This window comes from Kitasatospora sp. McL0602, assembly GCF_052076145.1.
In the GTDB taxonomy this organism is placed as follows: Bacteria; Actinomycetota; Actinomycetes; order Streptomycetales; family Streptomycetaceae; genus Kitasatospora.
Window position 1 is genome coordinate 2,865,413 of record NZ_CP197246.1, and the last position, 26,896, is coordinate 2,892,308.

Here is a 26,896-nt window from a genome sequence, read left to right on the forward strand (position 1 = left end):
GAGCCAAGCCACCCACGCTACGCGAGGCCCTCTCGGCCCTCCGTGACGGGCGTCACCCCTGCCGTCACAAGGCGGTCACAGGCTGGCGCCGCGCCGGGCGCGGCCTCAGCGGCGCAGCAGCGTGACGCCGTCCTCGGAGCGGACGACGTGGTAGCCGTCGTCCTTGGCGAGCGAGAGCTGGCGGAGCTCCTCGGCCGGGGTGAGCGGCCAGCCCATCGGGCTGCCCTCGTCGACGGCGAGCCACTCGGCGGTGTTCCAGCGCTCGGGGCGGTCGAACAGGATGACGGTGCAGCGCTCCGTCAGCTGCGGGACGAGCCGATTGGAGGCGGCGACCCGGGCGCCGGACGGGATGTCGGCGAGCAGCCGGTGCACCGCCGCGGCCCTAGCGGGGTGGCCCCAGACCACGCCGGTGCCGAGCTGCCCGAGCGGGTACGTCGGCACCAGCAGGGCCGTCACCGCGAGGCTCACGGCGAGCGACCCCTGAACCGCCCGGCGGGAGAGCGCCCGTGCGCCCGGCCGGGAGAGCACCTCGACGAAGCAGGCGAAGACGATCGGCATCAGCACGGCGCTGTAGTGGTAGTACGTGCCCCAGTAGTTGGGGTTGCTGGAGATCAGCCGCCAGCCGAGGGTCGGGACGGCGATCAGCATCAGCGGGGAGCGGACGGCGAGCATCGCCGTCGGGGCGAGCAGCAGGATCAGGGTGCGGGCCTTGTCGGCCGGGGTTATCAGGTCCAGCGGCAGCGAGAGCAGGCTGTGCCCGCCGGAGGCCGCCGCACCGCCGTCCGTCATCTGCCCCCAGTAGGCGAAACTGCCGCCGGGGTTCATCGCGGGCAGCAGGACGAGCATCTCCAGCGCGGTGGCGGCCAGCCCGAACACGGCCGTCGCCAGGCCGAGCCGCCGGGCGCCGCGCCAGGCGACGTAACAGCCGACGGCGGCGACGGTGACGCCGAGGTCCTCCTTGACCAGCACCAGCGGCGCGGCCCAGGCGACGGCGTGCCGCCAGCGCCCCTCCCCCAGCGCGACCACCGCGTACGCGACCAGCGGCACGGCGAAGCAGATCTCGTGGAAGTCGAAGCCGACCGCCGAGGCGATGCCCCAGGACGCGCCGTACCCGGCCCCGACCACCACGGCCGCCACCGGGCCGAGCCGCCGCTGCGCCCAGCCGGTCAGCGGGTGGACGGCGAGGGCGAGCAGCGCGGCCTGCCCGAGCAGCAGGGCCTTTGCGCCCGGCCAGACCCAGTAGAGCGGGGCCAGCAGGGCAAGCGCCGGGGAGAAGTGGTCGCCGAGCTGGTTGAAGCCGTCGGCCTTGAGGGCGACGATCGGCGCGTGGCCCTCGGCGTAGCCGCGCACGGCCTGCTCGAAGATGCCGAGGTCGAAGCCGGTGGTGAGGGCCTGGTCGTGGCGGCGGAAGGAGAGCAGGGTGTAGGCCGCGAAGAAGACCAGCGCCAGCGCCCAGGGGAGGTACCGCAGTCTTCGCGGCGACGCGGTGGGCGGCGCGGCCGCCGTCTCGACCTGCTCGGTGGCCTGCTCGGTGGCCTGTGCGGCGGCCTGTGCGGCCGTCGTCAGAGTGCTCACGCCTGTTCCCCCCGGAAGTCCTGCGGCACGCGAACTGGTGCGCGTGCTTCGCAGATCCGTCCGATGATGCCAGACGTTCACTCAACAGCCGTGCCCCCCGGGGGCGACGGGCGCCCCGTCAGCCCTTGTTCAGGATCGCCTGCATGACGGACTTGGCGATCGGCGCCGCCAGCCCGCCGCCGGTGACGTCGGTGGCGCCGCTGTCGGCGATGACCACGGCGACGGCGACGGGCGGGGTCTTGTCGGAGCCGGCCGGCTTGGCCCAGGAGATGAACCAGGCGTAGGGGATGCCGGAGTTGTCGACGCCGTGCTGGGCGGTGCCGGTCTTGCCGCCGACGGTCGCGCCGCTGATCCGGGCGCTGCGGCCGGTGCCGTTCTCGACCACGTCGGTCATCAGCTGCCGGACCTTCGCGGCGACAGCCGGGCTCATCGCCTGCCGGTAGGTGGCGGGCTGCATGACCTGGACGGTGCTGCCGTCGCCCTTGGTCAGCTTGTCCACAAGCTGTGGACTCATCACCGTGCCGTTGTTGGCCACTCCCGCCGCGACCATCGCCATCACCAGCGGCGTCGCCGCCGTGTCGTACTGGCCGATCGAGGAGAGCGCGACCTGCGACTGGTTCATCTTCGTGTCGAAGTTGCTGCGCGCGGCCCGCACCGGGATGTCCAGCTTGGCGTCGTTGAAGCCGAAGTTCTGCGCCATCGAGACCATCCTGTCGAGCCCGACCTGCACGCCGAGGTAACCCATCACGCTGTTGCAGGAGTTGACCATCGCCTGGTCGAGGGTCTGGTTCGGCTGGTCGCAGGCGGAGGTGTCGTTGACCAGCTCGGTCGCGGTGCCCGGCAGGACGTACGGGTACGGGGCGCCGGTGCCCGCGTCGATGTCCGTCACCACGCCGTCGGCCAGCGCCGCCGCCGCCGTGACGACCTTGAAGGTCGAGCCGGGCGGGTAGATCTGGCGCAGCGCGCGGTTGAGCATCGGCTGGTTCGTGTCGGCCTGGAGCCTGTTCCAGGCGTCCTGGTCGGCGGTGGCGGAGCCGGCGAAGGACCCGGGGTCGTACGTCGGGGTGCTGGCCAGCGCCAGGATGCGTCCGGTGGCCGGTTCGATCGCGGCGACTGCCCCCTTCTGGTTGCCGAGGCCGCGCATCGCGGCCTGCTGGGCGGCCTTGTCGATGGTGGTGCGGACGTCGCCGCCGGGGTTCTGCTTGCGGGCGATGCTGTCCCAGACCGCCCAGCTCGCCAGGCGGGTGTCGATGCCCGAGAGCAGGTCGTCCTCCACCCCTTCGATCTGGGTGTTGCCGTACGTCTGCGAGGAGTACCCCGTCACGGCGGCGTACTGCGCGCCGTCGGTGTAGGTGCGCTTGTAGTCGTAGCGCCCGCCCGTCGGGGTCGAGCCGGTGACGGGCTCGGCGCCGACCAGGATGTTTCCGCGCGGCTGGTCGTACCGCACGATGGTGAGCCGCTGGTTGGCGGAGTTGTGATTCAGCGAGTCCGACCGGAAGACCTGGACGCGGGTCGCCTGCACGGCCAGCGCCACGATCAGCAGCATGCAGAAGGTGCCGGCCCGGCGGCCGGTGGTGGAGATCCCCGGCAGGCCCTGCGGCCCGCCTCCCGAGCTGTTCGGGCGGTTGCGGCGCAACATCAGACCTCTTCGACGGGTGCGGGCAGCGGGCGGCGGGCGGCGTCGCTCATCCGGATCAGCAGCGCGACGATGATCCAGTTCGTCACCACCGAGGAGCCGCCCTGAGCGATGAACGGCAGCGTCATCCCGGTCAGCGGGATGAGGTCGAGCACCCCGCCAGCGACCACGAACACCTGGAGGCCCACGATCGCCGCCAGCCCGATCGCCAGCAGCCGCCCGAACGGGTCCCGCAGGGCGATGCCGGTACGGAAGCCGCGCGAGACCAGCAGCGCGTACAGCAGCAGGATCGACACCAGGCCGACCAGGCCGAGCTCCTCGCCGATCGTCGCCAGGATGAAGTCGGACTTCGCCGCGAAGCCGATCAGGATCGAATGACCGAGCCCCAGGCCCGCGCCGAGCACGCCGCCCCAGGCGAAGGCGAACAGCGACTGCGCGATCTGGTTGGCGCCCTGGCCCGCCGCGATCGAACCGAGCGGGTCGAGCCAGTCGGTGACGCGGCTGTGCACATGCGGCGAGAGCCAACCGACCGTCACCGCCCCGACGGCGGCCAGCAGCAGGCCGATGGCGATCCAGCCGCTGCGCGCCGTCGCGACGTACAGCATCACGACGAAGAGCCCGAAGAAGAGCAGCGAGGTGCCGAGGTCGGTCTCCAGCACCAGCACCCCGACGAAGGCCGCCCAGATCAGCAGCACCGGCCCCAGCACCCGGCCCCGTGGGAACTGGAACCGCCAGACCTTACGGCCCGTCAGGGCGAGCGCGTCGCGGTGGACGGCCAGGTAGGCGGCGAAGAAGATCGCCAGCAGGATCTTGGCGAACTCGCCGGGCTGGAAGGAGAGCGGGCCGATGGTGATCCAGATCCGCGAGCCGTAGACGGGCGGGAAGAAGATCGGCAGCACCAGCAGGACGAGCGCGGCCAGGGCGCCGATGTAGGCGTACCGCTGGAGGATCTTGTGGTCGCGCAGCAGCACCACGACGGCGATGAAGAGCGCCACCCCGAGGGTCGACCAGAGCAGCTGCGTCGGCGCGGCCTCGCTCTTGGGGGTCGCCCGGTCCAGTCGGTAGATGACGACCAGGCCGATGCCGTTGAGCAGCACGGCGATCGGCAGCAGCAGCGGGTCCGCGTACCGGGCCCGCCAGCGGACCACCCCGTGGGCGAGCAGCGCCAGCACCCCGAGCGCGGCGCCGTACCCGGCGGCGCCGGAGGGCACCCTGCCGTCGATGTTGACGCCGACCTCGATGTACCCGAAGACGGCGACGACCACCGCACCGAGGGTCAGGGCCAGCTCGGTGTTACGACGGCTCCTGACGGGCTGTCGGCCCGGTGCGGCGGCCCGCGCGGCGGCGGATGGTGAGGCCACGGCTTCCTGTCGGTACGTCGGGACGGGAACGTGCGCCGGCCAGCCCCCTGGGGCCGGGCGGCTGCGTGGCGTGCCTAGACGCCGACGGTCTGGGCGGCCTGGACGGTGGCCTTCAGCTCGGCCTCGGCCTCGGCGCTCAGGGAGGTCTGGATGATCCGGCCGCCGTACCGGGCCAGCGCGGGGACGACCTTGTCGGCCGTCGCCTTGCGGACCAGCAGGAAGACGGCGGCGGTGCCCGGCTGGAGGTGCTCGCCGACCTCCCGCATGAAGTTGTCGTCCACCCCGATGTCGGTGGAGGCACCCACGGCCGCGCCCGTCGCACCGCCGACCGCCGCACCGAGGAACGGCATGAAGAAGAGCAGCCCGATCACGCCGCCCCAGAGCGCACCCGAGGCCGCGCCCGCACCCGTGGTGCTGACGGCCTGGTGCAGCTTGATCCTGCCGTCCTGCCGCCGCTCGACGACGACGGCGTCCTCCAGCTCGATCAGCTTCTGCTTCTGCAGGCTCGTCGCCTCGGCCCGGACCTGCTGGGCGGTGGCGAGATCGGGGTAGGCGATCGCGAACAGGTTGCTCACGGGTGTGGTCCTTCCGCTGCGTCAGGCGTTCCGTACCCCTGCACCCTAGCGAGAATTAGCCATATTTATTGCTGTTGATGCCGGTGTGTCCGATTCGGCCCTACTCGGTCCGCCGCCCGGCGAAGCGTGACGCGCCCCGGGCGACCAGGCCCGCCAGCGCCGCCGCCCCGGCCAGGGCGAGCACCGGCTGCTGCACCCTCCCCGTGTGCGAGGCGGTGATCAGCGAGCTGACGACCGCGTTCGCGGGCGAGCCCGGCACCACCAGCACGAGCAGCGCCGCCGCCAGGCTCAACGGGATGCCGTACTGCGGGCGCAGCAGCACCGGCCGGGTGCAGAGCGCCCCGACGGCCAGGCCCAGCAGCGTGCACACCACCGTGCCGAGCAGCCCCGCCAGCAGCACCGCCCCGAGCGGCGCCTCCGGGGCGGGCGGGACGGTCGTCCGCCCGCCGAGCGCCCAGACCACCAGGAACCCGCCCACCCCCAGCGTCAGCCCGACGGCGAGCGCGGCGAGCAGCGCCGCGAGGTGCGCCCTGGGCGGCCCGACCGCCGCCGCCAGGCAGGCCCGCGAGGCAGCAGTCTCGCCGGTCGCCGTGCAGCGCACGTACCAGGCCGTCACCGGCAGCAGCACCGCCGTGCTGAAGCCGTACGCACCGAGCAGCGACTCCCCGGCGTTGAATCCGACCACCATCAGCAGCGCGTACGTCAGGAAGGGCGGCAGCCAGCGCGAGGAGCGCAGCAGCAGCTCCAGCTGATAGCGGACCAGCGCGGTCACCGGGTCTCCTCCTCCTGCACGGAACGGATGTGGACGGGCCCCGCGAGGAGGCGCCGCAGCAGCGCGTCGGAGTGCTCGGCCCCGACCTCCAGCAGGGTCACGCCGCCTGCCAGCGCCGTCCGGGCGGGGGCACCGGGGAGCCCGTCCGGGAGCGGGCCGGCGACCTCGATCCGGACCACCGGGCCCACCCGGCCTGACGACGCGGCCACCGACGCTTCCGCCTCGACCCGGCGCAGGGCACCCTCGTGCACCGCGTACGCCGCCGTCGCCAGGCCCGCGAGCCGCTGCGGGTCGTGGTCGACGAAGAGCACCCGGCCGCCCTTGGCCGCGCGTTCGGCGGCGGCCTCGTCCAGCAGGGTGCGGGCGGCCTGGTCGAGGCCCGTCCACGCCTCGTCCAGCAGCAGCACGTCCGGCTCGGCGAGCAGCGCCTGCGCGACGGCGGCCTTCTGGCACGTCCCCTTGGAGAGCCGGCTCAGCGGAGTGCCGGAGCGGTCCGCGATGCCGAACCGCTCCAGCCAGTACCCGGCCCGGCGGCCGGCCTCGGCGGCGTCGAGACCGTGCACCCGCCCGAGGTGGCGCAGGTACGTCGCCGGGTCGAACGGCAGCGCGGGCGGGAAGCGCTCCGGCACGTACGCCTTCCGGCCGCGCACCTCCACCCGCCCGGCACTCGGCGGCTCCAGCCCGCCGACCAGCTTCAGCAGCGTCGACTTGCCACTGCCGTTGACCCCCGCGATCCGGACCAGCTCGCCCGCCCCGACCGCCAGCCCGACCCCCCGCAGCACCCACGGCCCGGACCGGCCGTACCGCTTCCCGACCCCGCTCAGCTCCACAGCTGCCCCCTTCCGCCCGGAGGCTCCGCCCGTCAGCCATGCAACTGCCCAGGGGCGCGAGGAACTGCGCGAGGCGGAAGGTGCGGCACGGTTGCTTCCGACTTCGCGCAGTTCCCCGCGCCCCTGCTCCGTGCATGGCTGACCGGCGGAGCCTGCTGCGGAGCGTAGTTCGCGGCGCATGTGAGCAGCGTGAACGCGATTGGTCTTCGGCAACTGACGGTCCCTAGGATGCGGGCCGTGACGATCTTCCAACGACGATGGCAGGCCCGGCCGCTGGGGCTGCTGGCTGCCCTCGCGATAGCCGCCGGGGCACTGCTCAGCGGCCTCCCGGCCTTCGCCGACGAACCGACGACCCCTCAGCCCACCGCCTCGGCCGCCGCGACCGGCACCGAAGCACCTCGCGTCGACCTCATCCTGGATGTCAGCGGCTCGATGCGGGCCACCGACATCCAGGGCAAGAGCCGGATCTCCGTCGCCCAGCAGTCGATCAACGACGTGATCGACGCGATGCCGTCCGAGACCCAGTTCGGCATCCGGACCCTCGGCGCGACGTACCCGGGCAACGACAAGGCCCAGGGCTGCCAGGACACCAAGGTGCTCTTCCCGGTCGGGAAGACGGACAAGCTGGAGGCCAAGACCGCCGTCGCCACCCTCCGCCCGACCGGCTGGACCCCGATCGGCCTCGCCCTGCGCGGCGCCGCCCAGGACCTCGGCACCGGCCAGACCACCCGCCGGGTGGTGCTGATAACGGACGGCGAGGACTCCTGCGCCCCGCCGGACCCGTGCGAGGTCGCCCGCGAACTCGCCGCCCAGGGCACCCACCTGGTGGTCGACACCCTCGGCCTGGCGCACGACGACAAGACCCGTCAGCAGCTGCTCTGCATCGCCAACGCGACCGGCGGCACCTACACCGACGTCCGCACCCAGGACCAGCTGACCGGCAAGGTCAAGCAGCTCGTAGACCGCGCCGGGACGACGTACCGGACGACCCCGGTGAAGACCACCGGCGCCGACAGGTGCGAGGGCGCGCCGCTGCTCGCACCCGGCGTCTACAGCGACCGGGAGAAGTTCTCCGAGCACCGCGCCTACCGGGTGCCGGTCAGGCCCGGCCAGGAGCTGCGGGCCGCCGTCAGCGTCTCGCTGGACCGTGCCGTCGCGCGCGACTACGGCGTGCTGCTCCAGGCCACCGACCTGTCCGGCCAGGAGCTGGTGCGCGGCACGGACGCGGGCAGCGGCCGCACCGACGTCGCCTCGACCGGCGTGCGCTGGTCCGCCCCGGGCACCTCCTCCTCCGCTTCCTCCTCCGCTTCCTCCTCCGCCTCGACGAGCCCGACGCCCTCGGCCGGTGCCACCACGGGTACCGCCACCGGCGCCGGCACCGTCTGCCTGATCGTCAGCAACGCCTTCGCCCCGCAGCCCGGCACCCTGGCCGACCCCGGCCTGCCGCTGGAACTGACGGTGGACGTGGCCGCCGCCTCCCCCGCCCCCGACGGCCCGGCCGCCGGGCTCGGGCGTGGCTGGGTGCTGCTGCTGGTGCTCACCGGTGCCGGTCTGCTGACCGGTCTGATCTTCGGCTGGCTGGCACGCTGGCGGATCGCTGTCTGGCGGGAGAACTGACCATGCGTGAATTGATCAGGCGTAAGTCGTTCGTCGGAGCGGGCCTGCTCGCCCTCGCCGCGCTGCCCGTGCTGGCTCCGGCCGCCGTGGCCGCCTCACCCACCCCCGTCAGCACCAGCGCGCCCGTCAGCACCAGCGCGCCCGTCACCACCGCCGGCACGTCCTTCCTGACCGCGACCCAGCTGGCCACCGGCCAGGACGCGACGGTCGCCGCCTCGACCGGCGACTACCTCTACTGGGCCTTCGCGGCCTCCGAGGGCCAGACCGACACCGTCCGGCTCACCGTCAGCCTGCCGCCCACCGCCGACCGGCACGGGCCGCAGACCTGGTCGGTGGAGCTCTTCGACGGCCTGCGGCGGCGGCAGTCCTGCACGGCCGGCCCGCAGAGCGTCACCGCCGCGCCGGCCACCGGCTCGCTGCGGCTGAGCTGCACGCTGCGGCAGATCCGCTCCTGGGCCGAGCCCTGGTCGGGCGACCCGCTGCCGGGTACCTACTACGTCCGCCTCTCGCTCGGCGACGCCGACCCGCAGGATCTCGGCCTCGCGGCGCAGGTCGAGCTGCACATAGCGGCCACCGGCGGCGCCGACGACGCCCAGCCCGAGGGCGGCGAGCTCAAGGCACCGCTGGTGCCCCCGGCCGCCTCCGCCGCACCGGCCGCACCCGCGCCCGTCGCCGCCGAGACGCACTGGTACTCCGACCTCTTCTCCGGTTGGAACACCCGCTGGTTCTGGACCCTCGGCGGCGCCGCCCTGGCCGCCCTCGCAGGCGTGGGCGGCTACACCCTCACCCGCCACCCCCGGGGCTACCGGCCGCCGGTCCGGCACTCCTGACCGACCGCCACCCGAAGGGCCCGGCCGCCTCGGCAGCCGGGCCCTTCGGCGTACCCAGGCCCCATTCGGCAGTGGCGCCGATCATACTTTTGCCCCGTCGTGGGGCGATTTGTCGATTCCCGACCCCTTGCGGATGAATCCTGGTTCGATGGCGGCGTCGAGGCGGCCGTCCGGCCTCCCCGCAGACGAACCTTGCAGCAGGAGAGAAGAGGAGGCTGTGGTGTCGACTTCGCAGGACGAGCGGATCAACCCGGCGGCACGGATGGGGTTCCAGCCCGGCCAGGTCGTGCAGGAGATCGGCTACGACGACGACACGGACCACGAGCTCCGCGAAGGCGTCGAGGAGATCATCGGCCAGGACCTCGTCGACGAGGACTACGACGATGTCGCGGACGCCGTCCTGCTCTGGTTCCGCGACGAGGACGGCGACCTGACGGACGCCCTGGTGGACGCCATCGGCATGCTGGAGGACGGCGGCACGATCTGGCTGCTCACCCCGAAGTCCGGCCGCGACGGGTACATCGAACCCAGCGAGGTCAGCGAGGCGTCCCAGACCGCCGGCCTCTCCCAGACCAAGTCCGTCAGCGTCGGGCCCAACTGGGCCGGCCACCGCATGGTCGCCCCCAAGCGCTGACGGACCCTGCGTACCGGGCCGTCAGGCCTTGGCCTTGAGGCCGGTGAACAGCTGGGCCGCGAGCTTCCGCGCCGTGGCCGCGCCGTTGTCGCTGCCGTCGTTCGCCAGGACGGTCACCACCGAGGTGCCCGTACGGACGGCGATCAGCGTCTGGCCGTTCTGCCAGGCCGGGTCGGTGAGGGTGATGGTGTACGCCTCGTCGCCCAGCCCGGCGGTGGGCTTCTCGGCCACCTTCACGGTGCTGCTGGTCTGGGCGTCCTGGAAGGTCTTGCAGGCCGTCGAGATCCTGCCGAGCGCCCCGGTCACGGTCTTGGCGGTGTCACCCCGGTACACGTCGATCTCCTGCGAGATCTCGGCGGAGGAGTTCTTGTCGACGTAGTCGTTCTCCGCGAACGACACGCCCGCGATGCCCGTGATCTCCGTCCACGAGGTGCCACCGAGCTTGGTGCAGTCCGGCATCGGCACCTCGGCCGTGCTCGGCTGCTCGTAGGTGTCCCCGGTGTCGCGCGACCCCGCCGCGTCGAGGGCGAACCCGGCCGGGAAGAAGGAGGCGGGCGCCAGGGCGGCCTTGAGCTGCGTACCCGTCCGCAGGCCGGTGTTGGGCTCGGCCGGGGCCGCCTTGTCGGAGGCGGTTGCGACAGCAGGGGCCGGGGCTGCCTGGGCGGAGGTCTTGGACGCGCCGGGCCCGCAGGCCGTCAGGGCCAGCGGGAGGGCGGCGAGGGCGAGGAGCTTGGCGGCGGGGGAGCTGAGGCGCATGCGTGCAGGTCCTGGAGGTTCAGGTGGGGCACCGCGCGCCGCCGTGACGACCGGCCCGCCGTGAGGCCGGCGCAGTGCCGGATCCCGGGCGGGAGCCTAGGCAGCACAGATCTCCGGGCGGGAACAGTCCGGTCACAATACGTGCGTATGCCAAGTTTTGACCTGCCGTCAATCATTATGAAGCAACCTGGACCGTTCGTGAAGATCCTTACTCAGGGCTGCTCCACCGTACTGACTGCCGTACCGATCTCCAGGCCGAAGCCCGCGCAGACCAGCCGGACACTCCGGAGGAACTTCTCGTCCTCGTCGAAGGCGGAGGCGGCGGCCACCGTCCTCGGAAAGCGCCGGTGCAGCTCGGCCACCTCCTGCTCGCCGACCGGACGGGCGGGCGATTCGCTCTGCTCCTGAAGCACGAAGCCGGTGAGGTGGCTGAGCAGGGTGTCGGCGGCGATGCCGCACTGCTCCTCCGGTGCCCCCGCCTCGGCCAGCGTCTCCAGCAGCCGCTCCATCAGCGACAGCGCTCCGCCGCTGAGCACCTTCGGGCTGTCGGCGAACATCACCGCACCGCCCGGGTGCTGCCTGATGCTCTGCCGCAGCGTGACGACCTGCGCCTCGACCCGGGCCCGCCAGCCGGCCTGCTCCGGCAGCGCGGCCAACGCGGCCGTGCCCGCGTCGTACGCCTGCCGGGCCACCCGGTCCGCCATCAGCTGGACGAGCGCGCTCTTGCTGGGCACGTGGTAGTAGAGGCTCCCGGCCTGCGCGCCGAGCCGCTCCGCCACCTGCCGCATGGACAGTCCGTGGTACCCGGCCTCGGCGAACACGGCCATGCCCGCGTCGATGATCCGCTCCTTCGTCAGCTTCATGGCTCCAGCCTACGCTCATTTTCAAACACTGTTTGAATCTTCCGGCCGCTACCACTACGCTCAGGCCACAGCACGATTCAAACGGGGTTCGAAGGGGGGTGGTGACGATGGACGCTCTGCTGTTCAACGTGACCACGGCAGCACTGATGATTCTGATGCTCAACGGAGGGCTCGCCCTGATCGGGAAGGAGACGATCAGTCAGCGCCGCCTCCCGTGGGCCGCGTTCGCCCTGACGGCCGTCGCCATCGGCGGGGTCGTCCTCCAGCTCTGCTGGTCCGGCGCGATGGCGGCCCTCGACAGCGACCCGAGCAAGACCGGCTGGTGGCGGGTCATCACCTCGGTCTTCATGCAGAACGGCGGCCTCGGCGGCGGCGCCTGGAACCTCGCCACCCTCGCCGTCATCGCCGCCCTCGCCGAATGGTTCTGGGGCGCACCCCTGATGCTCGGCCTCTTCGCCGCCGGCATCCTCCTCCCCCAGCACATCGACGCCCTCTTCGGCCAGACCGACGTCAGCACCGACCCCCGCAACTTCGCCGGCAGCTCGGGCGCCACCTACTTCCTCGCCGCCACCCTGGCCGCCGGCCTCCTGCTGCGCACCCGCGCCACCAAGGAGAAGCTGCTCGCCGCAGCAGCCCCCGCCCTCGGCCTGGCCATGTGGTTCGCCCAGTCCAACGGCCACGGCCTGGTGACGGTCTACGGCTTCGTCCTCGCCACCGCCGTCCACCTCCTGGCCCGCCCGATCCTCCACCCGGACCGCGACCTCCACCAGCCCCCCGCCACCACCATGGCCTCCCTCAACCCCCGCCGCGCCCGCTAGTGCCGGAGCCCGCCCGAGCAGAGCTACGGTGAGGGCATGGCCGCTCCCACGCTGCGCCCCAGCCCTCGCCCGCTGCTCTTCCTGGACGTCGACGGGCCGCTGAACCCGTACGCGGCGAAGCCGCATCGGCGGCCCGACGGGTACCGGACGCATCGGTTGCTGACCCCTCGTTGGGAGGCGGCCGAGCGGCGGCGGCTGACCGCCTACGGTCTGCCGAACAAGCCGCCGAAGCCTTTGCGGGTCTGGCTCGACGGGAGTCACGGCCGGGCGCTGGCGGCGCTGCCGTTCGAGTTGGTGTGGGCGACGACCTGGGAGGAGGAGGCCAACACGTTCGTGTCTCCCGTGCTGGGGCTGCCGGAGTTGCCGTACATCGCCTGGGCCCAGCAGCGGGCGGAGCCCGGGGGCGGGGTGTTCTGGAAGACCCCTGAGGTGGTCGCATGGGTGCGGGGCCGGCCGTTCGCCTGGGTGGACGACGAGATCGGAGAGCCAGACCGCGCCTGGGTCGCCGCCCACCACGCCGGGCCGGCCCTGCTGCACCACGTCGACCCCCGCCACGGCCTGCGGCCGGCGGACTTCGCCGCGCTGGCGGAGTGGGCCGCCCGGAACTAAGGCATCAGCGGGTGGGTCCGAACGAGTGGACTCGCCGGGACGGGGGCGGGCGAGGGCGGGCGGGGGCGGGGGCGGATGGTGATGTTGCCGTCCGAGCCCCTGAGTTGGAAGAGGCGTCCCGCTATGCGACGTACCCCCTCCCGCCGTGTGTTCACTGCGGCACTGCTGGCGTCTGCGCTGGCCCCGATGGCGGTGTCCCCGGCCGTGGCTGTCCAGGCCGAGAGCTTCGGCAGGCCCGATACCGACGAGTACCCGCCGGACGGTCTCGGGCCCGAGCTGACGGCCCGGCTGGACGAGGCCGTCGAGGAGGTCCGCCGGGCGGCCGGCATCCCGGGTGTCATCGTCGGGCTGTGGCTGCCGGGCAGGGGGAGCTACGTCCGGGCGACCGGTGTTGCCGACACCGTCACCGGCGAACCGATGAACGCCGACGTCTACACCCGGATCGGCAGCGAGACCAAGACCTTCACCGTCACCGCGCTGCTCGAACTCGTCGACGACGGCCTGATCGGGCTGGACGACCCGATCTCCCGCTACGTCGACTGCGTGCCCTGCGGCGACCGGATCACACTGCGTCAGCTGGCCGAGATGCGCAGCGGCCTCTTCCCGTACACCGCCGACCCGGACTTCGTGCAGGCGCTGCTGAGCGACCCGAGCCGCTCGTTCACCCCGCAGGAGTCGCTCGCGTACGGCTTCAAGCACCCGAACACCTTCGAGCCGGGGGCGCAGTTCGAGTACAGCAACACCAACCTCGTCCTGCTCGGCCTGGTGATCGAGAAGGTCAGCGGCCTCGACCTGATCGACTTCGTCGACCGGCGGGTGCTCCGTCCGGCCCGCCTCTCCAACACGCTGTTCCCGTCGGACGCCGAGTTCCCGCAGCCGCACGCACGCGGCTACACCAATCAGACGCTGAGCGGCGCGACCGTGGACTCCACGGACTGGAACCCGAGTTGGGCCTGGGCGGCCGGGGCGATGATCTCGGACCTGCACGACCTGCGGCGCTGGGCGAAGATCGTCGCCACCGGGGAGCTGCTCAGCCCGCAGACCCAGCGGGAGCGGCTCAAGGTGCTGCCGACCGGCTTCCCCGGGACGAGCTACGGCCTCGGGATCCTCGACAGCGGCGGATGGATCGGGCACAACGGCTCCATCCCGGGCTACCAGAGCGTGACCGTCTACCTGCCCCCGCTTGAGGCCACCCTGGTGCTCATCACCAACACGGACATCTCCTCCCAGGGCCAGGAGCCGTCCTCACTGCTCGCTCGGGCGATCACCGAGATCGTGACCCCGGACAACGTGTACGACCGCCCCACCCCCTCTACCTAAGCCCCTAGCCTGAACGCAGGACGGCGGCCTTCGAGAACAGGTCTCGAAGGCCGCCGTCACTCACGGACCGGCTGCTCAGAGGGTGTAGAACCCGAAGACGTCGACGACCAGGTCGGTGACACCGTTGCCGGTGTTCCAGAAGTCGACGATGCCGCCCTGGCCGGGCGTCGCCTGGACCAGGTTCGGGACGATGTCGCCCTTCTTCCAGTTCAGGGTGGAGACCAGCGGCCGGTTCGGCCAGCTCGCGTACTTGCCCTTGTACGCGTCGATGGAGTTCGGGTCCGGCGAGACGGTGAGGTAGCCGCCCCCGGTGGTGTTGGCGACGGTGGTGTTGAGCACGAACCCCGTATCGCCCGGGTCACCGAACCGGGAGTAGATGTAGTAGTGGCTGCTGTCGTACAGCGGCCCCTGGCCCCACGTCCGGGTGTCCAGCCAACGGAACGGGGCGATCGGCAGGTAGGCGCTGGCGCCGGACGGGCTGTAGTAGCCGACGACGTCCACGACCACGTCGGCCGAGCCCCAGCTGCCGTTGTAGATCTTGATCTTCCCGTCCGCGCCGACCGGCACGATCACCGCGTTGGCGACGGTCTGGCCGGGGCTGTAGTTCAGGTTCGACGCGGTCGGCAGCGACGTGCCGTCCGGGAAGGCCGTCAGGTAGCCGCCGCCCTGCGGGCCCGTCACGGTGACGTTCAACGCCACGGCGGTGACGCCGTTGGCGGGCAGCGGGCCCACGCCGTTGCCGGCGATCTGCACGGTGAACGAACCGCCGCCGCGCACCGAGCCCTTGGCCGTGCCGACCCCGATCCGGGTGTCCACCAGGCGGCCCGGGGCGGTCGCGGTGTAGGCGCTGGAGAACGAGTGGGTGAAGTAGCCGGTGATGTCGGCGACCAGATCCACCGAGCCCCGGCTGCCGTTGTAGAACTCGACCTCGCCGTTCAGACCGATCGGAGTGATCGTCAGGTTCGGTACCGTCTGCCCGCCGGTGTAGTTGACGTTCGAGGTGCCCGGCCGGGCCTTGCCCGCCGGGTAGGCGGTGATGAAGCCGCCCTGCTCGGTGTCGGTCGCCGTGACGTTCAGCGCGGCGGCGACCGCGTCGGCGGGGATGCCGCCCTGGCCGGCCACCTTGATCTTCACCGTGGAGAACGGCGCCACCTTGGCGGTCGGCGCGCCGGTGCCGATGCGGGTGTCCAGCAGGCGGGTCGGGCCGTACGCGGTGTAGTGCGAACCGGCGGTGGTGATGTCCACCGAGTTGGTCACCACGTCGCCCGTGTAGTTGGGCGTGACCGTGACGGTCACGGTGTAGTGGCCCGGCTTGGCGTAGGTGTGCAGGTCCTTCCACCCGGTCTGCGGCATGAGCCCACCGGAGGTCCGCTCGCCGTCACCCCACTCCAGCAGGTAGCTCGCACCCTCCGACTTGCGGGAGGTGAGCGTGGTGGTGACCTCCACGCCACGGGCACTGGTGTCCTTGACGGACAGCGCGACCGCCAGGCCCGGGTCGGTGCTCAGGTACTCCACCGCGCCACGGCTGGTGCGCGGCTTGGTGCCGTAGAAGTCGACGTCCAGCTGCCCCGGCGCCGTCGGGTCGGCGGTGCCGATCGCGGTCGAGCCCTTCTGGAGCGCCAGGTCCTGGCCGCCGTACATGTTGCGGATCATGGTCGAGCCGGGCTGCACGGTGTCGACGGTGTCGTGCGTGCCCTGCCCGGTGGCTGCCGCGAGGTCGGCCGGGGTCTGGTAGGCCAGCCCGCCGATGCTGTACGCAGTGGTGCCGTTGCCGGACGGGAAGTAGAAGGTGTTGGTGTCGGTGGTGACCCCCGCGACCGCGTCGGTCGCGACCCGGACACTCGGGTCCCAGGGCTGCGACTTCGCCAGGCAGTCCTCCTTGTACCCGCCGTTGTCGTTGGTACGGGAGTTGGAGTCCACGAACAGGTTGTTCCGGACGCTGACGCCGGTCGACGCGCCGTCCAGGTCCAGGGCCGGGGAGCAGCCGCGCTGGACGGTGTTGCCCGCGACGGCCAGCCCCTTCACGCCGGTGGCGACGATGCCGCCGTTCGCCAGTGCGTCGGCGGTGAGGGTGACCCGGCTCGCGCCGGGGGCGATCCGGACGGCGGCCTTCCCGGCGGTCCAGCGCCCGACCCGGGCGTAGGTCCGGCTGACCGTCACATCGCTGGACGTGCCGTCGACGGTGACGGCGTCGCCCTGCCAGGCGTAGGCGATACCGGCGTCCATCGTGACCTTGGCCGAGTTGACGACCCGCAGGGCGGGGACGCCGTCGGACAGCACCTGGAGGTTCCGCAGCATCACGTCGGTGACGCCGTCCAGGGTCAGCGCCGGCTGGCCGGCCAGGGCGTCGAGGGCGAAGACGCCCGCGTTGCCAGCGCCGACGACGGAGATGCCCGAGGTGTGGATGGTCACCGACTCGCGCAGATTGCCCTCCAGCACCTGCACCGTGTCACCGGCCTGGGCGGCGTCCACCCCGTGCTGGACGGTGCAGAACGGCGCGGCCGAGGTGCCCGTCCCGGTGTCGGTCTGGCACTCGCGGGGGGAGACGACGATCGTCCGGGCGCTGTTGGCCGCACGGCTGCTCAGTGCGCCCCCGGTGAGTGCCTTGGGGGTGCGGTAGGACTTCGCTGCCGGGCTGTCGAAGGTCTCCAGCGCGGCAGCGCGCGCGGCCTCGAACCCGGCGGAGGCGGTCGGGGCCTGGACGGCAGCGGGGCCGCCGTCGGCGGCGTGGCCGACGGCAGGTATCAGTGCGAGGCCGGCCGCGAACAGGGCGGCCGTCGCAGTGAGGCGGCGATGGGACACCGACCCTCCAGTCTTGGGTAGTGCGCGAACGCAGAGTGCGCGAAGCCTAGCGCCTGCGTTCGAACGCACGGAGAACTGGGGTGGACCGTCCGAAGACCCTCCCGGGTGATCCCGGAAGGGCCTCCGATGCCGGGCGGGCCGGGCGAGTTGGGCCCCGGTGCTGCTGCGGGCCTGCCGAGCTCCTCGGCATGACGCCGGATCACCCCAGCGGTCCGTCCGACGCCGTGTCGGCGCCCCGGATCCACAGGAACGAGGCCGTTCCGGCCGCGATCAACAGCGCGCCCGCCGCCACTGCCGAGAAGCGCAGGCCGGTCGCCATGCCGAAACCGGTGGACGAGATCAGCAGGCCGAAGAGGGTGACGCCGAGCGCGCCGCCCGCCTGCCGGCACGAGCTGAGCAGGCCCGACACCACACCCGCCCGCTCGGAGGGGATCGATTCGAGCAGGGCCGTCATCATTGGCGGGGAGGCGAGACCGCCGCCGATACCGATCGGGAGCGTGGCGAGCAGCAGGAGCCAGGTCGGTCCGTGCGATCCGACCGCCAGGATGCCCATGAAGCCGCAGGCGGACAGGAGTTGCGCGCATGCCATGGGGTAGCGCGGTCCGACCAGCCGGGTGAGCCTGCCCGCCAGGATGTTCGACGCCAGGACGAGGACCGTCATCGGCAGGAACGAGAGCCCGGTCCTGATCGGCGACCAGCCGCGGTCCTCCTGGAAGACGAGCGAGAAGACGAACAGGATGCCGTAGAAGGAGAAGTTCAGCGCGAACCCGGTCGCCAGGCAGGAGACGAACACCCGCGACCGCAACTCCCGCAGGTCGACCATGGGAGCGCGGACGGTCGACTCGACCCGCAGGAACCAGAGCAGCGCGGCGACCGAGACGATCAGCGGGACGAGCACCATGGGCGACCGCACGCCCCTGGGGGCGATCTCGATCACGGCGAAGGTGAACCCGGTGAGCGCGACGACGGCCGCGACCTGACCGGCCAGGTCGAAGGAGGTGCATTGCGGGACCGAGCGGGGCGCCCGGGAGAGACCGGCCACGGTCAGCAGGCCGAACGGGACGTTGACGAAGAAGATGGCCTGCCAGCCGAGCAGGGAGGTCAGGAACCCGCCCGCGATCGGGCCGGCCGAGAGGGCCGCTCCCCCGCCCGCCGCCCAGATCGCGAGCGCCTTGGTACGGGCGGCCGGGTCCGGCAGCAGCTGGCGCAGCAGGGCGAGCGAGGAGGGCAGCACGGCTGCGGCGGCCGCCCCCTGGAGCACACGCGCGACGACCAGGAACGCGACGGAGGGCGCGAATCCGCAGGCCGCCGAGGCGACCGAGAAGGCCAGCAGGCCGTAGCCGAACAGCCGGGTGGCACCGATCCGGTCCGAGATCGTGCCCGCCGACAGCAGCAGCCCGGCGAAGGCCAGGGTGTACCCGGCCACCACCCACTGCAGGTCGGACAGGCTCGCGTGCAGCCGCAGGCCGATGGCCGGCAGCGCCACGTTCACGATCGTCGCGTCCAGGTTGATGAGGAAGAAGCCCAGGCAGGACGCCAGGATGACGACCCCGGTCCGCCTCGCCGTGCCCGGAGCCGGCCCCGGCATCGCGACCTTGGGTGGTGCGGCTGTCTCCTGACCGAGTGAGCCGCTGGTCATCGTCGATTCAACCCATCGTCGTCCCGCCCGGCACTCCATCGGTCAACTCATAGGGAGTGCACGAATTCTGATGGATAGTTCCCGGCCGCCCATGCTCGCGTCAACTGCCAATGCGCGGCAGGCGCACAGTGTGCGGAGCACAGGCGGGTGGAGCGGTAGGTGCGGTTGCCGATGTCCGGATCCGGCGCATGGGTTCGCACGACGGCCGAGTACGGCGTCCCCTCGTGTTCGAGCGCGTCGATATAGTGACCGGTCGGCAGAACACACGGGGAGGGCGGTCAAATGGCCATCGGACGGCGGATATTTCTGGGCGGATTCACTGCGGGGGCGGTGACGGTCGCGGCGGGCGGGTCGGCCGAGGCGGCGACCGACCCTGCGGTCACCACCTTCGACGGCGAGGTGGTCGCGCGGACCTTCAGGACCGCGTCGGACACCCTCTCGGCGTTCTTCAAGACCACCTCGATCGACCAGCACGCTGTGACGATCTACCAGGCCGGCACCTCCGGCAGCGCCGTGGCGCTGAACGTGGTCTCCGACAACCCGGGCACCTCGGCGATGTACCTCAGCGGCACCGAGACCGGGCGCGGCACCCTGAAGATCGCCCACCGCGGCTACGCCGACGGGTCGGACCTGAACGCCGCCGCGATCTCCATCGACCTGCAGACCACCGGCACAGCGGCCCAGGGCATCTACGTCACCTCCACCAACGGCGCCACCACCGGAAACCTGATCGCCCTCCGCAACAGCACGCTCGCCGACAGCACCAAGCTGGAGGACTTCGTGGTCAAGGGCTCGGGGCTGGTCGGCATCGGTACCGTACGCGGGGACAAGCCACGGGCCCAGGTGCACATCGTCCAGCGGCCCGCCGCCCCGGCCGCCCTGCTGGTCGAGGGCGTGGTGCGGGTCGGCGACGCCGCGACCGTACCGACCTCGGTGGACTCCTCGGCGCACGGCGGGGCGCTGTACGCGCAGGGCGGCGCCCTGATGTGGCGCGGCTCCAACGGCACTGTCACCCAGATCGCACCGGCCTGACCGGGCCGACGGGACAGGAGATCACTGTGCAGCTCACCCCTGAGGAACTGGTCGCGGAGTTCACCGACGCGGTGCTCGAGCTCTACTTCGCGCGCAAGCGGATCGGCGCGCTCGAAGCCGAGAACGCCGCCCTACGGGCCGCCCTGGCCCAGGCCGCACCACCGGCGGGCGAGACCTCGCCGGAGCCGGATCAGCCGGTCTGACGCGCGGGCCGCCCGGCCTCCTGCGGGGGGCGGGGCGGCGGGGCGGCCTCACACCGATCCCGCTCACGGGATTCGGCCAGCACCTCGAACAACCCCGCACAACGCAAAGATCCTGCCCGATCACAAGGATCGGACGGGATCTCGTGATCATTCACGAGTCGGACTCGTCAACAGCTGCGTTCTGCCGCCACCACGAGATGTCCCTCTCCAGCTCTTCCAGGGCTTCGACGCGTTGGTCGATGTGCTTGAGGAACTCGGTCGGCAGCCGGACGGAATGATCCAGGACGTAGTGCGCGAGCCCTTCCGGCCAGAGGTAGTAGCCGTCGGTGAGGTCACGGCAACCGTTGAGGCACGAGCAAATCCTGCACCTCGACGAGCCCATCCAGCCCCCTGCTAACTGTCCGCGGTTCAGGTACTCCGCGACCCACCGTCGCTCCGATTCGTCCCACTCATCGTCGACGAGATCAGCGGGGTTCGGCAGAGTCCGGTCCCCGGGCGTCGCCCAGAAGCCGAGCAACCTGACCGAGCCATTCGATATGTCCCGGCCGATCCGGCTGGGACGTGCCCCGCCGTGCCGTGCCGTTGGGGAGCCGGACGTCTCTTGACTTCAAGTGCGGTTGAGGTTCTACCGTGTCACTCACTTGATCATCTGACGAAGGGAAACCCACTCATGATCCTCGTGACCGGAGCCACCGGAAACATCGGCAGTGCCCTGCTGAAGGAGCTGCACGCACGCGGCGTCGGGCCGCTGAGAGGGCTCACCCGGAATGCCGCACGAGCCGGCTTCCCGGACGGGGTCGAGGCCGTGGAGGGCGACTTCGCGGAGCCGGCGTCGTTGAAGCCCGCCCTGGAAGGGGTGCGCTCGCTGTTTCTCGTCTCGCGTCTGGGATCGGACGCCGACATCCTCGACGCCGCCCGCGCGGCAGGCGTGGAGCACGTCGTCCTGGTGTCCTCCATCACCGTCCAGACCCACCAGCACCTGGGCGCCGCCGCCGAGAACCTGGCGGTGGAGCAACTGCTCAAGGCGAGCGGTATGGCCTGGACGATCCTGCGGCCGACGCAGTTCGCCTCGAACGCGTTGATGTGGGCGGCCACCATCCGTGGCCACGAAACCGTCCGCGCGCCGTTCGCAGAGACCGCACTGCCGACCATCCACCCTGCGGACATCGCGGCAGTGGCACGGGTGGCACTGACCGAGCCCGGCCATCACGGACGCACGTACGCCTTGACCGGTCCAGCGCCGGTCACCGCCCGACAGCAGGTCGAGGCCATCGCCGCAACCCTGGGCCGGGAGGTGCCCTTCGCCGAAATCAGCCGCCGGCAGGCCCACTCACAGATGGCCGCGGTCTTCGGGTCCGACAACGCGGACGCGGTGCTCGATGTCACGGGTGGAGACGTCAATGACGAACTGCTGATGGTGCGCGACACGGTTTCAGAGGTCACCGGAACCCCGGCCCGCCCGTTTCAGCAGTGGGCTTCGGAGAACGCCGACGCCTTCCGTTGAATCCCACAGGGCTGAGCACCCCGGCAGGCGCGTGGGGGCCAACGCCGTCCACGCGTTGAACGCCCTGTCCCAACTCGGCCTGCCCGTGGGCCTGCTGGCCGCCTACAGCGACCAGAGGACGGAGCACTTCCAACTGCCTGTGCGCCGCCTGGGCTACCAGCTCGCCCTCGACAAATCACGCATAACGCAAAGATCCCGCCCGATCACATGGATCGGACGGGATCTCGCGACTGTTCACGAGTAACAGTCGTTGTGTGGAGCTGAGGGGATTCGAACCCCTGACCCCCTCGATGCGAACGAGGTGCGCTACCGGCCTGCGCCACAGCCCCAACGAGATGAAACTTTAGCACCTTCCGGGGGTGGTCCGTGACCACCCCCTGGTGAGGGGTGGTGCGCTACTCGTTGGCCGCGCGGAGGCGGGTGGCGTAGTCGTCGTCGACCCGGGAGGCGGCGGGGGCTGCGGAGGCGGCGGGGTCCGCGTACTGGTCGAAGAGCGGGGTGTTGCGGGGGTCGGTGGTGCGGCCGGAGTCCCAGGTGTCGCGGGCGTTGAGGTCGAGGCCTCGGGTGACGCGGGGGGCCACGGGGGCGGTGACGTAGGTGGGGAGGGGCACGGGGACGGGCTCCCAGGAGTCGGGGCCGGGGGCGTGGCGCTCGCGGAGGTCGTCGACCCACTCCTCGTGGTCGGTCGCTTCGGCGAGGGCTGCGGCGGCCGTCTCGGGCTGGTCGTCCGGGGCGGTGGCGAGGCGGAGGTGGGGGCGGCCGGGGTCGGTGGCGTGGACGGCGTCGTGGGCGGGGCGCCGGGCGGGCTCCTGACGGTCCGTCGGGGCCGTGCTGCGGGCCCGCTCGCGGTCGCGCAGGCGCTCGGCCGCCTGGGCGGCGCGGGTGCGGTCGAGCTTGACCTCGTACCGCTGGCGTTCGAGCCGCCGGAGGTGGCCGATGTAGAGGGTGAGGAGGGCCGCCGGGAGGGCGGGCACCCAGAGGAAGGCGAGGCCGGCCACGGCCGCGACGACGGCGCCGATCGCGAAGGCCACGAACAGCGTGGTGACCATCCGCCGCCGGCGGGCCAGCAGCCGGGCGCGCCGCTCACGCTGCGGGTCGGACGCGCCGTGGGCCACGGGGTGCTCGGCCGCCGGGGCCACGGGGGCCGGGGCGTCGTCGGTCGCGCCCGAAGGGGCATCGGGGCGGGACTCCGGGCTGGGTTCGTCGCTGGATTCGTCGCTGGATTCGTCGTTGGGTTCGTCGCCAAGGGCCCTGGTTGCCCGCCGCTCCATGGCCGAGCGGCCTGCCAGCAGGCGGATCGCGGTACTGAAGCGTTCCGTCGGACGTGCCTCGTTGAGCTCGTCCTGCCTGCGGAGCCACATCGGCACCAGATAGGCAGCCCAGGCCCCTACGATGACCGCGTAGATAAGGCCGCTACTGCTCACGTTTCACACGGTACGGGCGCAGGGGAAGCCCTGGCAGCAATTTGGCACGGCGTGTCGGGCGATCAAGCTGATTCTCCGACTATTTTGCCGGTATTTGTGACCACTCGCGAGGGTGGCGATGCCATATCGATATCTAATTCGAACAAATATTCAATTCCCGTACGGGCCACGCGCACTGACCGCCCGCCAGCGGGCCAGCATGCCCTCGGGCACCTCCTCGACCGTCAGCGCGTAGACGAGATGGTCGCGCCAGTCGCCGTCGATGTGCAGATAGCGCGGCCGCATTCCCTCATCGCGGAAGCCGAGTTTCTCCACCACCCGACGGCTCGGGATGTTCTCCGGCCGGATGCAGACCTCGATCCGGTGCAGGCCGAGCACCGCGAAGCAGTAGTCGACCGCGAGCGCCACCGCCGTCGGCATGATGCCCCGGCCGGCGACCTCCTCGTCGACCCAGTAGCCGACGTTGGCGGAGCACATCGAGCCCCAGGTGATCCCGCCGACGGTGAGCTGGCCGATCAGCCGGCCCTGGTGCAGCAGGACGAAGGGCAGCATCCGCCCGGCCGCCGCCTCGGCGCGCAGGTAGCGGGTCATCTGCCGGTAGGTCGGGCGGGTGCCCGTGTCGCGGCCGGGCAGGGTGGGCGGCACGGTGGCCTCCCAGCGGCGCAGCCACTCCCGGTTGCGGCGGCTGACCTCCTGCCAGTCCCGCTGGTCACGGGCCCGGATCGGGCGCAGCGTGACGTCGCCCTCGTGCAGCTCGACCTGCCAGCCGGCGTTCAGCTCCCACCCCCTGCGGCGGGCCGGGGGTGGTCGCCGCCGGCGAGCTGGTCGACGGCGTGGGCGAGAAGCGGCGTCAGCACCGCGAGTCCGTCCTTGACGCCGCCCGTGGAGCCGGGGAGGTTGACGATCACGGTGCGTCCGGCGAGGCCGGCCAGGCCTCGGGAGAGGGCCGAGGTGGGCACCTTCTCCCGGCCGTAGGCGCGGATCGACTCGGCGATGCCGGGGATCTGGCGGTCGATCACCCGGGCGGTCATCTCCGGGGTGAGGTCCATCGGCGAGATGCCGGTGCCGCCGGTGGTGAGGACGACGTCGTACCCGGCGGCGACGGCCGCGCGCAGGGCCGCCTCGACGGGTTCACCGTCCGGGACGACCTGCGGGCCGTCGGTGTCGAAGCCCATCCCGCGCAGGCTCGCGACCAGCAGCGGGCCGCCCTTGTCCTCGTAGATGCCGGCCGAGGCGCGGTTGGAGACGGTGACGGCGAGGGCTCTCATGCCTCACGCTGCCAGTCGCCGCTCTTGCCGCCGGTCTTGGTGAGGACGCGGACGTCCTCGATCGAGGCGGCCTTGTCGACAGCCTTGACCATGTCGATGACGGTGAGCCCGGCGACGGCGACGGCTGTCAGGGCCTCCATCTCGACGCCGGTGCGGTCGGCCGTCTTCACCGTCGCGGTGATCTCGACGGCCTCGTCGGTGACGGTGAGCTCGACCTTGACGCCGGAGATGGCGATCGGGTGGCAGAGCGGGATGAGCTCCGGGGTCTTCTTGGCGCCCATGATCCCGGCGATCCGGGCGACGGCGAGGGCGTCGCCCTTGGGGACGCCCTCGCCGCGCAGGAGTTCGACGACGCGCGGCGCGACCCGCACCCGTCCGGCGGCCACCGCCGTGCGGACGGTGGTGGCCTTCTCGGAGACGTCGACCATGCGGGCGGCGCCGGTGTCGTCGACGTGGGTCAGGCGGTCGCCGGTGGGTGCGGTCACGGGGTAACTCCAGGGGGTACGGTCCGAATACCGCGCTACCGTACCTCCCCGGGCCGGTCAGGCCGTGAGAAGGACCACATCCACGGTGCTGTCGGCCGCCACGTCGGTCTCGTCCTCCGGTACGACGATCAGACAGTTCGCCTTCGCGAGTGCCCCGACCAGGTGCGAACCCTCGCCGCCGATCGGCGTGACCTCACCGTCCGATGAGGAGTACCAGCCGCGCAGGAACTGGCGGCGGCCCGCTGGGGAGCGCAGCGCGGCGCGGCAGACCGCCCGGACCACCGGCCGGTGGATGTCGGGGGCGCCGAGCATGGTGCGGATCACCGGGCGGACGAACAGCTCGAAGGAGATGTACGAGCTGACCGGGTTGCCCGGCAGCGCGAGCAGCGGCACGCCGCCGATCCGGCCGAAGCCCTGCGGCTTGCCGGGCTGCATCCTCAGACGCCGGAAGTCGACGTTCCCGTACGAGTCGAAGACTTCCTTCACCACGTCGTACGCGCCGACGCTGACACCGCCGCTGGTGACGATCAGGTCGGCCCGGCCGAGCTGGTCCTCCAGGACGGCGCGCAGCACGGCCGCGTCGTCGGGGACGCCGCCGACGCGGTAGGCGATGGCTCCGGCGTCCCGGGCGGCGGCGGTGAGGGTGAAGCTGTTGGAGTCGGAGATCTGGCCGGGGCCGATCGGGTCACCCGGCTGGACGAGCTCGCTGCCGGTGGAGAGCACCACGACGCGCGGGCGGGGGCGGACCCGGACGGTGCCGCGGCCGATCGCGGCGAGCAGGCCGAGCTGGGCCGGACCGAGCACCGTACCGGCGCCGAGCACCTCGGCCCCGGCGGTGATGTCGCTGCCCCGGCGGCGGATGTGGGCGCCCTGGGCGACCGGCCGCAGGACGCGGACCTCCTCGCCCTCGACGGGCGCGCCCATGCTGTCGGCGGCCTTGCCGCTGCCGGTGCCACCGTCCGTCCACTCGACCGGGGCGACGGCCTCGGCGCCGGGCGGCATCGGGGCGCCGGTCATGATCCGGGCGGCCTGGCCAGGGCCGACCTTGGGCAGTTCGCCCGCCCCCGCCGCGATGTCACCGACGACGGTGAGCACCGAGGGGTAGCGCTCGTCGGCGCCGGTGGTGTCGGCGGTGCGGAGGGCGTACCCGTCCATCGAGCTGTTGTCGAAGGGCGGCAGGTCGCCGGTGGCGACCACGTCCTCGTCGAGGCGGCAGCCCTGGGCGTCGAGCAGTTGGAGCTCGATGGCGGGCAGCGGGGCGACGGCCGCGAGGACGTCGGCGAGGTGCTCGCCGACCGTCCACATGCGGGGGACCGGGCCCTCGTCCTCCGTGCAGCAGCTGCTCTGGGTGGACCCGGTCATCGCCTCACGCTCGCTTCCTGGAAGTGTCAGCCCTGCATCTCGGTGGCGACGAACTCCTTGAGCCAGGACCGGAAGTCCGGGCCCAGGTCGTCGCGCTCGCAGGCCAGACGGACGATAGCGCGAAGGTAGTCCGCGCGGTCGCCCGTGTCATAACGGCGGCCCTTGAAGAGCACGCCGTGCACCGGGCCGCCGCCGGTCTCGTCGCGGGCGGCCAACTCGCGCAGGGCGTCGGTCAGCTGGATCTCGCCGCCCCGGCCGGGCTTGGTCTCGCGCAGCACGTCGAAGACGGCCGGGTCGAGGATGTAACGGCCGATCACCGCGTAGTTGGACGGCGCGTCGGCCGTGTCCGGCTTCTCGACCAGGTCGGTGATCCGGAAGACGTCCTCGCCGAGGCCGTTCGGCTTGACCGCGGCGCAGCCGTAGAGGTGGATCTGCGAGGGGTCGACCTCCATGAGGGCGACGACCGAGCCGCCGAGCTCCTGCTGCACCTCGATCATCCGGGCCAGCAGCGGGTCACGCGGGTCGATCAGGTCGTCGCCGAGCAGGACGGCGAAGGGCTGGCCGGCGACGTGCTGCTCGGCGACCGAGACGGCGTGGCCGAGGCCCTTGGGGTCGCCCTGGCGGACGTAGTGCATGTTGGCCAGGGAGACGGACTCCTGGACGCGGCGCAGCTTGTCCTGGTCGCCCTTGCGGGCGAGCAGCTCCTCCAGCTCGTACGCGCGGTCGAAGTGGTCCTCCAGCGCGCGCTTGTTGCGGCCGGTGACCATCAGTATGTCGGAGAGCCCGGCGGCGGCGGCCTCTTCGACCACGTACTGGATGGCGGGCTTGTCGACGACCGGCAGCATCTCCTTGGGCGTCGCCTTGGTGGCCGGGAGGAAGCGGGTGCCCAAGCCGGCGGCGGGCACGACGGCCTTGGTGACAGGGATGCGAGCGTTCGTCTGCGTCATGCGGAGACCTTACTAAGGCTCGGTACCGTTGAGC

26 protein-coding genes and 1 tRNA gene are annotated in these 26,896 nt (G+C 71.9%); 9 read left to right on the plus strand and 18 right to left on the minus strand.

What is annotated here, in order from left to right; all coding sequences use genetic code 11:
- Nucleotides 1-105: 105 nt before the first annotated feature.
- The 6 genes from ACR68M_RS12920 to ACR68M_RS12945 form a co-directional block, all read right to left on the minus strand.
- On the minus strand, nucleotides 106-1,575 hold the full coding sequence (locus tag ACR68M_RS12920) for a DUF2079 domain-containing protein (RefSeq protein ID WP_441250615.1): 1,470 nt from the start codon (nucleotides 1,573-1,575) through the stop codon (nucleotides 106-108).
- Between the two features lie 118 nt (nucleotides 1,576-1,693).
- A complete protein-coding gene (locus tag ACR68M_RS12925) occupies nucleotides 1,694-3,121 on the minus strand; it encodes a peptidoglycan D,D-transpeptidase FtsI family protein (RefSeq protein WP_441251597.1) in 1,428 nt (475 codons plus the stop codon).
- 92 nt (nucleotides 3,122-3,213) lie between these two features.
- Nucleotides 3,214-4,572: an FtsW/RodA/SpoVE family cell cycle protein gene (locus ACR68M_RS12930; RefSeq protein WP_441250616.1), complete on the minus strand. Its 1,359-nt coding sequence runs from the start codon at nucleotides 4,570-4,572 to the stop codon at nucleotides 3,214-3,216.
- A 74-nt stretch (nucleotides 4,573-4,646) separates the two neighbouring features.
- Nucleotides 4,647-5,147, minus strand: a complete 501-nt coding sequence (locus tag ACR68M_RS12935) for a DUF1269 domain-containing protein (protein ID WP_441250617.1) — start codon at nucleotides 5,145-5,147, stop codon at nucleotides 4,647-4,649.
- Nucleotides 5,148-5,247: 100 nt separating this feature from the next.
- Nucleotides 5,248-5,919 carry an ABC transporter gene (locus ACR68M_RS12940; RefSeq protein ID WP_441250618.1) on the minus strand — a complete coding sequence of 224 codons (672 nt, stop codon included), beginning with the start codon at nucleotides 5,917-5,919 and terminating at the stop codon, nucleotides 5,248-5,250.
- Nucleotides 5,916-6,749, minus strand: a complete 834-nt coding sequence (locus ACR68M_RS12945; protein WP_441250619.1) for an ABC transporter ATP-binding protein — start codon at nucleotides 6,747-6,749, stop codon at nucleotides 5,916-5,918. The genes ACR68M_RS12940 and ACR68M_RS12945 overlap by 4 nt, the downstream gene beginning before the upstream one ends.
- 228 nt (nucleotides 6,750-6,977) lie before the next feature.
- Between ACR68M_RS12945 and ACR68M_RS12950 the strand changes: the two genes are divergently transcribed.
- The 3 genes from ACR68M_RS12950 (at nucleotide 6,978) to ACR68M_RS12960 (ending at nucleotide 9,830) form a co-directional block, all read left to right on the plus strand.
- Entirely contained in the window at nucleotides 6,978-8,366 is a 1,389-nt protein-coding gene (locus ACR68M_RS12950) for a VWA domain-containing protein (RefSeq protein WP_441250620.1), read from the plus strand.
- Nucleotides 8,367-8,368: 2 nt separating this feature from the next.
- Nucleotides 8,369-9,196, plus strand: a complete 828-nt coding sequence (locus ACR68M_RS12955) for a peptidase (RefSeq protein ID WP_441250621.1) — start codon at nucleotides 8,369-8,371, stop codon at nucleotides 9,194-9,196.
- A gap of 262 nt (nucleotides 9,197-9,458) precedes the next feature.
- Nucleotides 9,459-9,830 (plus strand): DUF3052 domain-containing protein, encoded by a 372-nt coding sequence (locus ACR68M_RS12960; protein ID WP_441251598.1) that lies wholly within the window; start codon nucleotides 9,459-9,461, stop codon nucleotides 9,828-9,830.
- A 21-nt stretch (nucleotides 9,831-9,851) separates the two neighbouring features.
- Here ACR68M_RS12960 and ACR68M_RS12965 read toward each other — a convergent pair whose 3' ends face one another.
- Both ACR68M_RS12965 and ACR68M_RS12970 read right to left on the minus strand, forming a co-directional pair.
- Nucleotides 9,852-10,586, minus strand: coding sequence for a hypothetical protein (locus ACR68M_RS12965; protein ID WP_441250622.1), 735 nt, complete (start codon nucleotides 10,584-10,586; stop codon nucleotides 9,852-9,854).
- Nucleotides 10,587-10,798: 212 nt separating this feature from the next.
- Complete coding sequence (locus ACR68M_RS12970; RefSeq protein ID WP_441250623.1) at nucleotides 10,799-11,449, minus strand: TetR/AcrR family transcriptional regulator; 651 nt, start codon at nucleotides 11,447-11,449, stop codon at nucleotides 10,799-10,801.
- Between the two features lie 107 nt (nucleotides 11,450-11,556).
- Here ACR68M_RS12970 and ACR68M_RS12975 point away from each other — a divergent pair, with 107 nt between their 5' ends.
- From ACR68M_RS12975 to ACR68M_RS12985, 3 genes are all read left to right on the plus strand, one after another.
- Entirely contained in the window at nucleotides 11,557-12,267 is a 711-nt protein-coding gene (locus tag ACR68M_RS12975) for a hypothetical protein (protein ID WP_441250624.1), read from the plus strand.
- Nucleotides 12,268-12,303: 36 nt separating this feature from the next.
- On the plus strand, nucleotides 12,304-12,876 hold the full coding sequence (locus ACR68M_RS12980) for an HAD domain-containing protein (protein WP_441250625.1): 573 nt from the start codon (nucleotides 12,304-12,306) through the stop codon (nucleotides 12,874-12,876).
- Between the two features lie 123 nt (nucleotides 12,877-12,999).
- The gene (locus ACR68M_RS12985; RefSeq protein ID WP_441250626.1) at nucleotides 13,000-14,196 is read left to right on the plus strand and encodes a serine hydrolase domain-containing protein; all 1,197 of its coding nucleotides are present in this window, start codon (nucleotides 13,000-13,002) and stop codon (nucleotides 14,194-14,196) included.
- A gap of 75 nt (nucleotides 14,197-14,271) precedes the next feature.
- On the opposite strand, the gene ACR68M_RS12990 is transcribed toward ACR68M_RS12985, so the two are convergent.
- Together ACR68M_RS12990 and ACR68M_RS12995 are read right to left on the minus strand one after the other, a co-directional pair.
- Complete coding sequence (locus ACR68M_RS12990; RefSeq protein ID WP_441250627.1) at nucleotides 14,272-16,998, minus strand: hypothetical protein; 2,727 nt, start codon at nucleotides 16,996-16,998, stop codon at nucleotides 14,272-14,274.
- Nucleotides 16,999-17,197: 199 nt separating this feature from the next.
- The gene (locus ACR68M_RS12995) at nucleotides 17,198-18,637 is read right to left on the minus strand and encodes an MFS transporter (protein ID WP_441250628.1); all 1,440 of its coding nucleotides are present in this window, start codon (nucleotides 18,635-18,637) and stop codon (nucleotides 17,198-17,200) included.
- A gap of 282 nt (nucleotides 18,638-18,919) precedes the next feature.
- On the opposite strand from ACR68M_RS12995, the gene ACR68M_RS13000 reads away from it, so the two are divergent.
- Nucleotides 18,920-19,669 (plus strand): hyaluronoglucosaminidase, encoded by a 750-nt coding sequence (locus ACR68M_RS13000; RefSeq protein WP_441250629.1) that lies wholly within the window; start codon nucleotides 18,920-18,922, stop codon nucleotides 19,667-19,669.
- 26 nt (nucleotides 19,670-19,695) lie between these two features.
- Nucleotides 19,696-19,872 carry a hypothetical protein gene (locus tag ACR68M_RS13005; RefSeq protein ID WP_441250630.1) on the plus strand — a complete coding sequence of 59 codons (177 nt, stop codon included), beginning with the start codon at nucleotides 19,696-19,698 and terminating at the stop codon, nucleotides 19,870-19,872.
- A gap of 151 nt (nucleotides 19,873-20,023) precedes the next feature.
- Here ACR68M_RS13005 and ACR68M_RS13010 read toward each other — a convergent pair whose 3' ends face one another.
- Nucleotides 20,024-20,389 carry a hypothetical protein gene (locus ACR68M_RS13010; RefSeq protein WP_441250631.1) on the minus strand — a complete coding sequence of 122 codons (366 nt, stop codon included), beginning with the start codon at nucleotides 20,387-20,389 and terminating at the stop codon, nucleotides 20,024-20,026.
- A 153-nt stretch (nucleotides 20,390-20,542) separates the two neighbouring features.
- Between ACR68M_RS13010 and ACR68M_RS13015 the strand changes: the two genes are divergently transcribed.
- Complete coding sequence (locus ACR68M_RS13015; protein ID WP_441250632.1) at nucleotides 20,543-21,376, plus strand: NAD(P)H-binding protein; 834 nt, start codon at nucleotides 20,543-20,545, stop codon at nucleotides 21,374-21,376.
- A gap of 255 nt (nucleotides 21,377-21,631) precedes the next feature.
- Here ACR68M_RS13015 and ACR68M_RS13020 read toward each other — a convergent pair.
- The 7 genes from ACR68M_RS13020 to galU form a co-directional block, all read right to left on the minus strand.
- Nucleotides 21,632-21,705, minus strand: a tRNA-Ala gene (locus ACR68M_RS13020).
- A 66-nt stretch (nucleotides 21,706-21,771) separates the two neighbouring features.
- Nucleotides 21,772-22,800, minus strand: coding sequence for a divisome protein SepX/GlpR (gene sepX, locus ACR68M_RS13025; protein WP_441250633.1), 1,029 nt, complete (start codon nucleotides 22,798-22,800; stop codon nucleotides 21,772-21,774).
- 150 nt (nucleotides 22,801-22,950) lie between these two features.
- Nucleotides 22,951-23,577 (minus strand): GNAT family N-acetyltransferase, encoded by a 627-nt coding sequence (locus tag ACR68M_RS13030; protein ID WP_441251599.1) that lies wholly within the window; start codon nucleotides 23,575-23,577, stop codon nucleotides 22,951-22,953.
- Nucleotides 23,574-24,068: a MogA/MoaB family molybdenum cofactor biosynthesis protein gene (locus ACR68M_RS13035; protein ID WP_441250634.1), complete on the minus strand. Its 495-nt coding sequence runs from the start codon at nucleotides 24,066-24,068 to the stop codon at nucleotides 23,574-23,576. The genes ACR68M_RS13030 and ACR68M_RS13035 overlap by 4 nt, the downstream gene beginning before the upstream one ends.
- On the minus strand, nucleotides 24,065-24,496 hold the full coding sequence (moaC, locus tag ACR68M_RS13040; protein WP_441251600.1) for a cyclic pyranopterin monophosphate synthase MoaC: 432 nt from the start codon (nucleotides 24,494-24,496) through the stop codon (nucleotides 24,065-24,067). Before moaC ends, ACR68M_RS13035 begins: the two co-directional genes overlap by 4 nt.
- A gap of 114 nt (nucleotides 24,497-24,610) precedes the next feature.
- Complete coding sequence (glp, locus tag ACR68M_RS13045) at nucleotides 24,611-25,915, minus strand: molybdotransferase-like divisome protein Glp (protein WP_441250635.1); 1,305 nt, start codon at nucleotides 25,913-25,915, stop codon at nucleotides 24,611-24,613.
- Between the two features lie 26 nt (nucleotides 25,916-25,941).
- Nucleotides 25,942-26,862, minus strand: a complete 921-nt coding sequence (gene galU / locus ACR68M_RS13050; protein ID WP_441250636.1) for a UTP--glucose-1-phosphate uridylyltransferase GalU — start codon at nucleotides 26,860-26,862, stop codon at nucleotides 25,942-25,944.
- Between the last annotated feature and the right edge of the window lie 34 nt (nucleotides 26,863-26,896).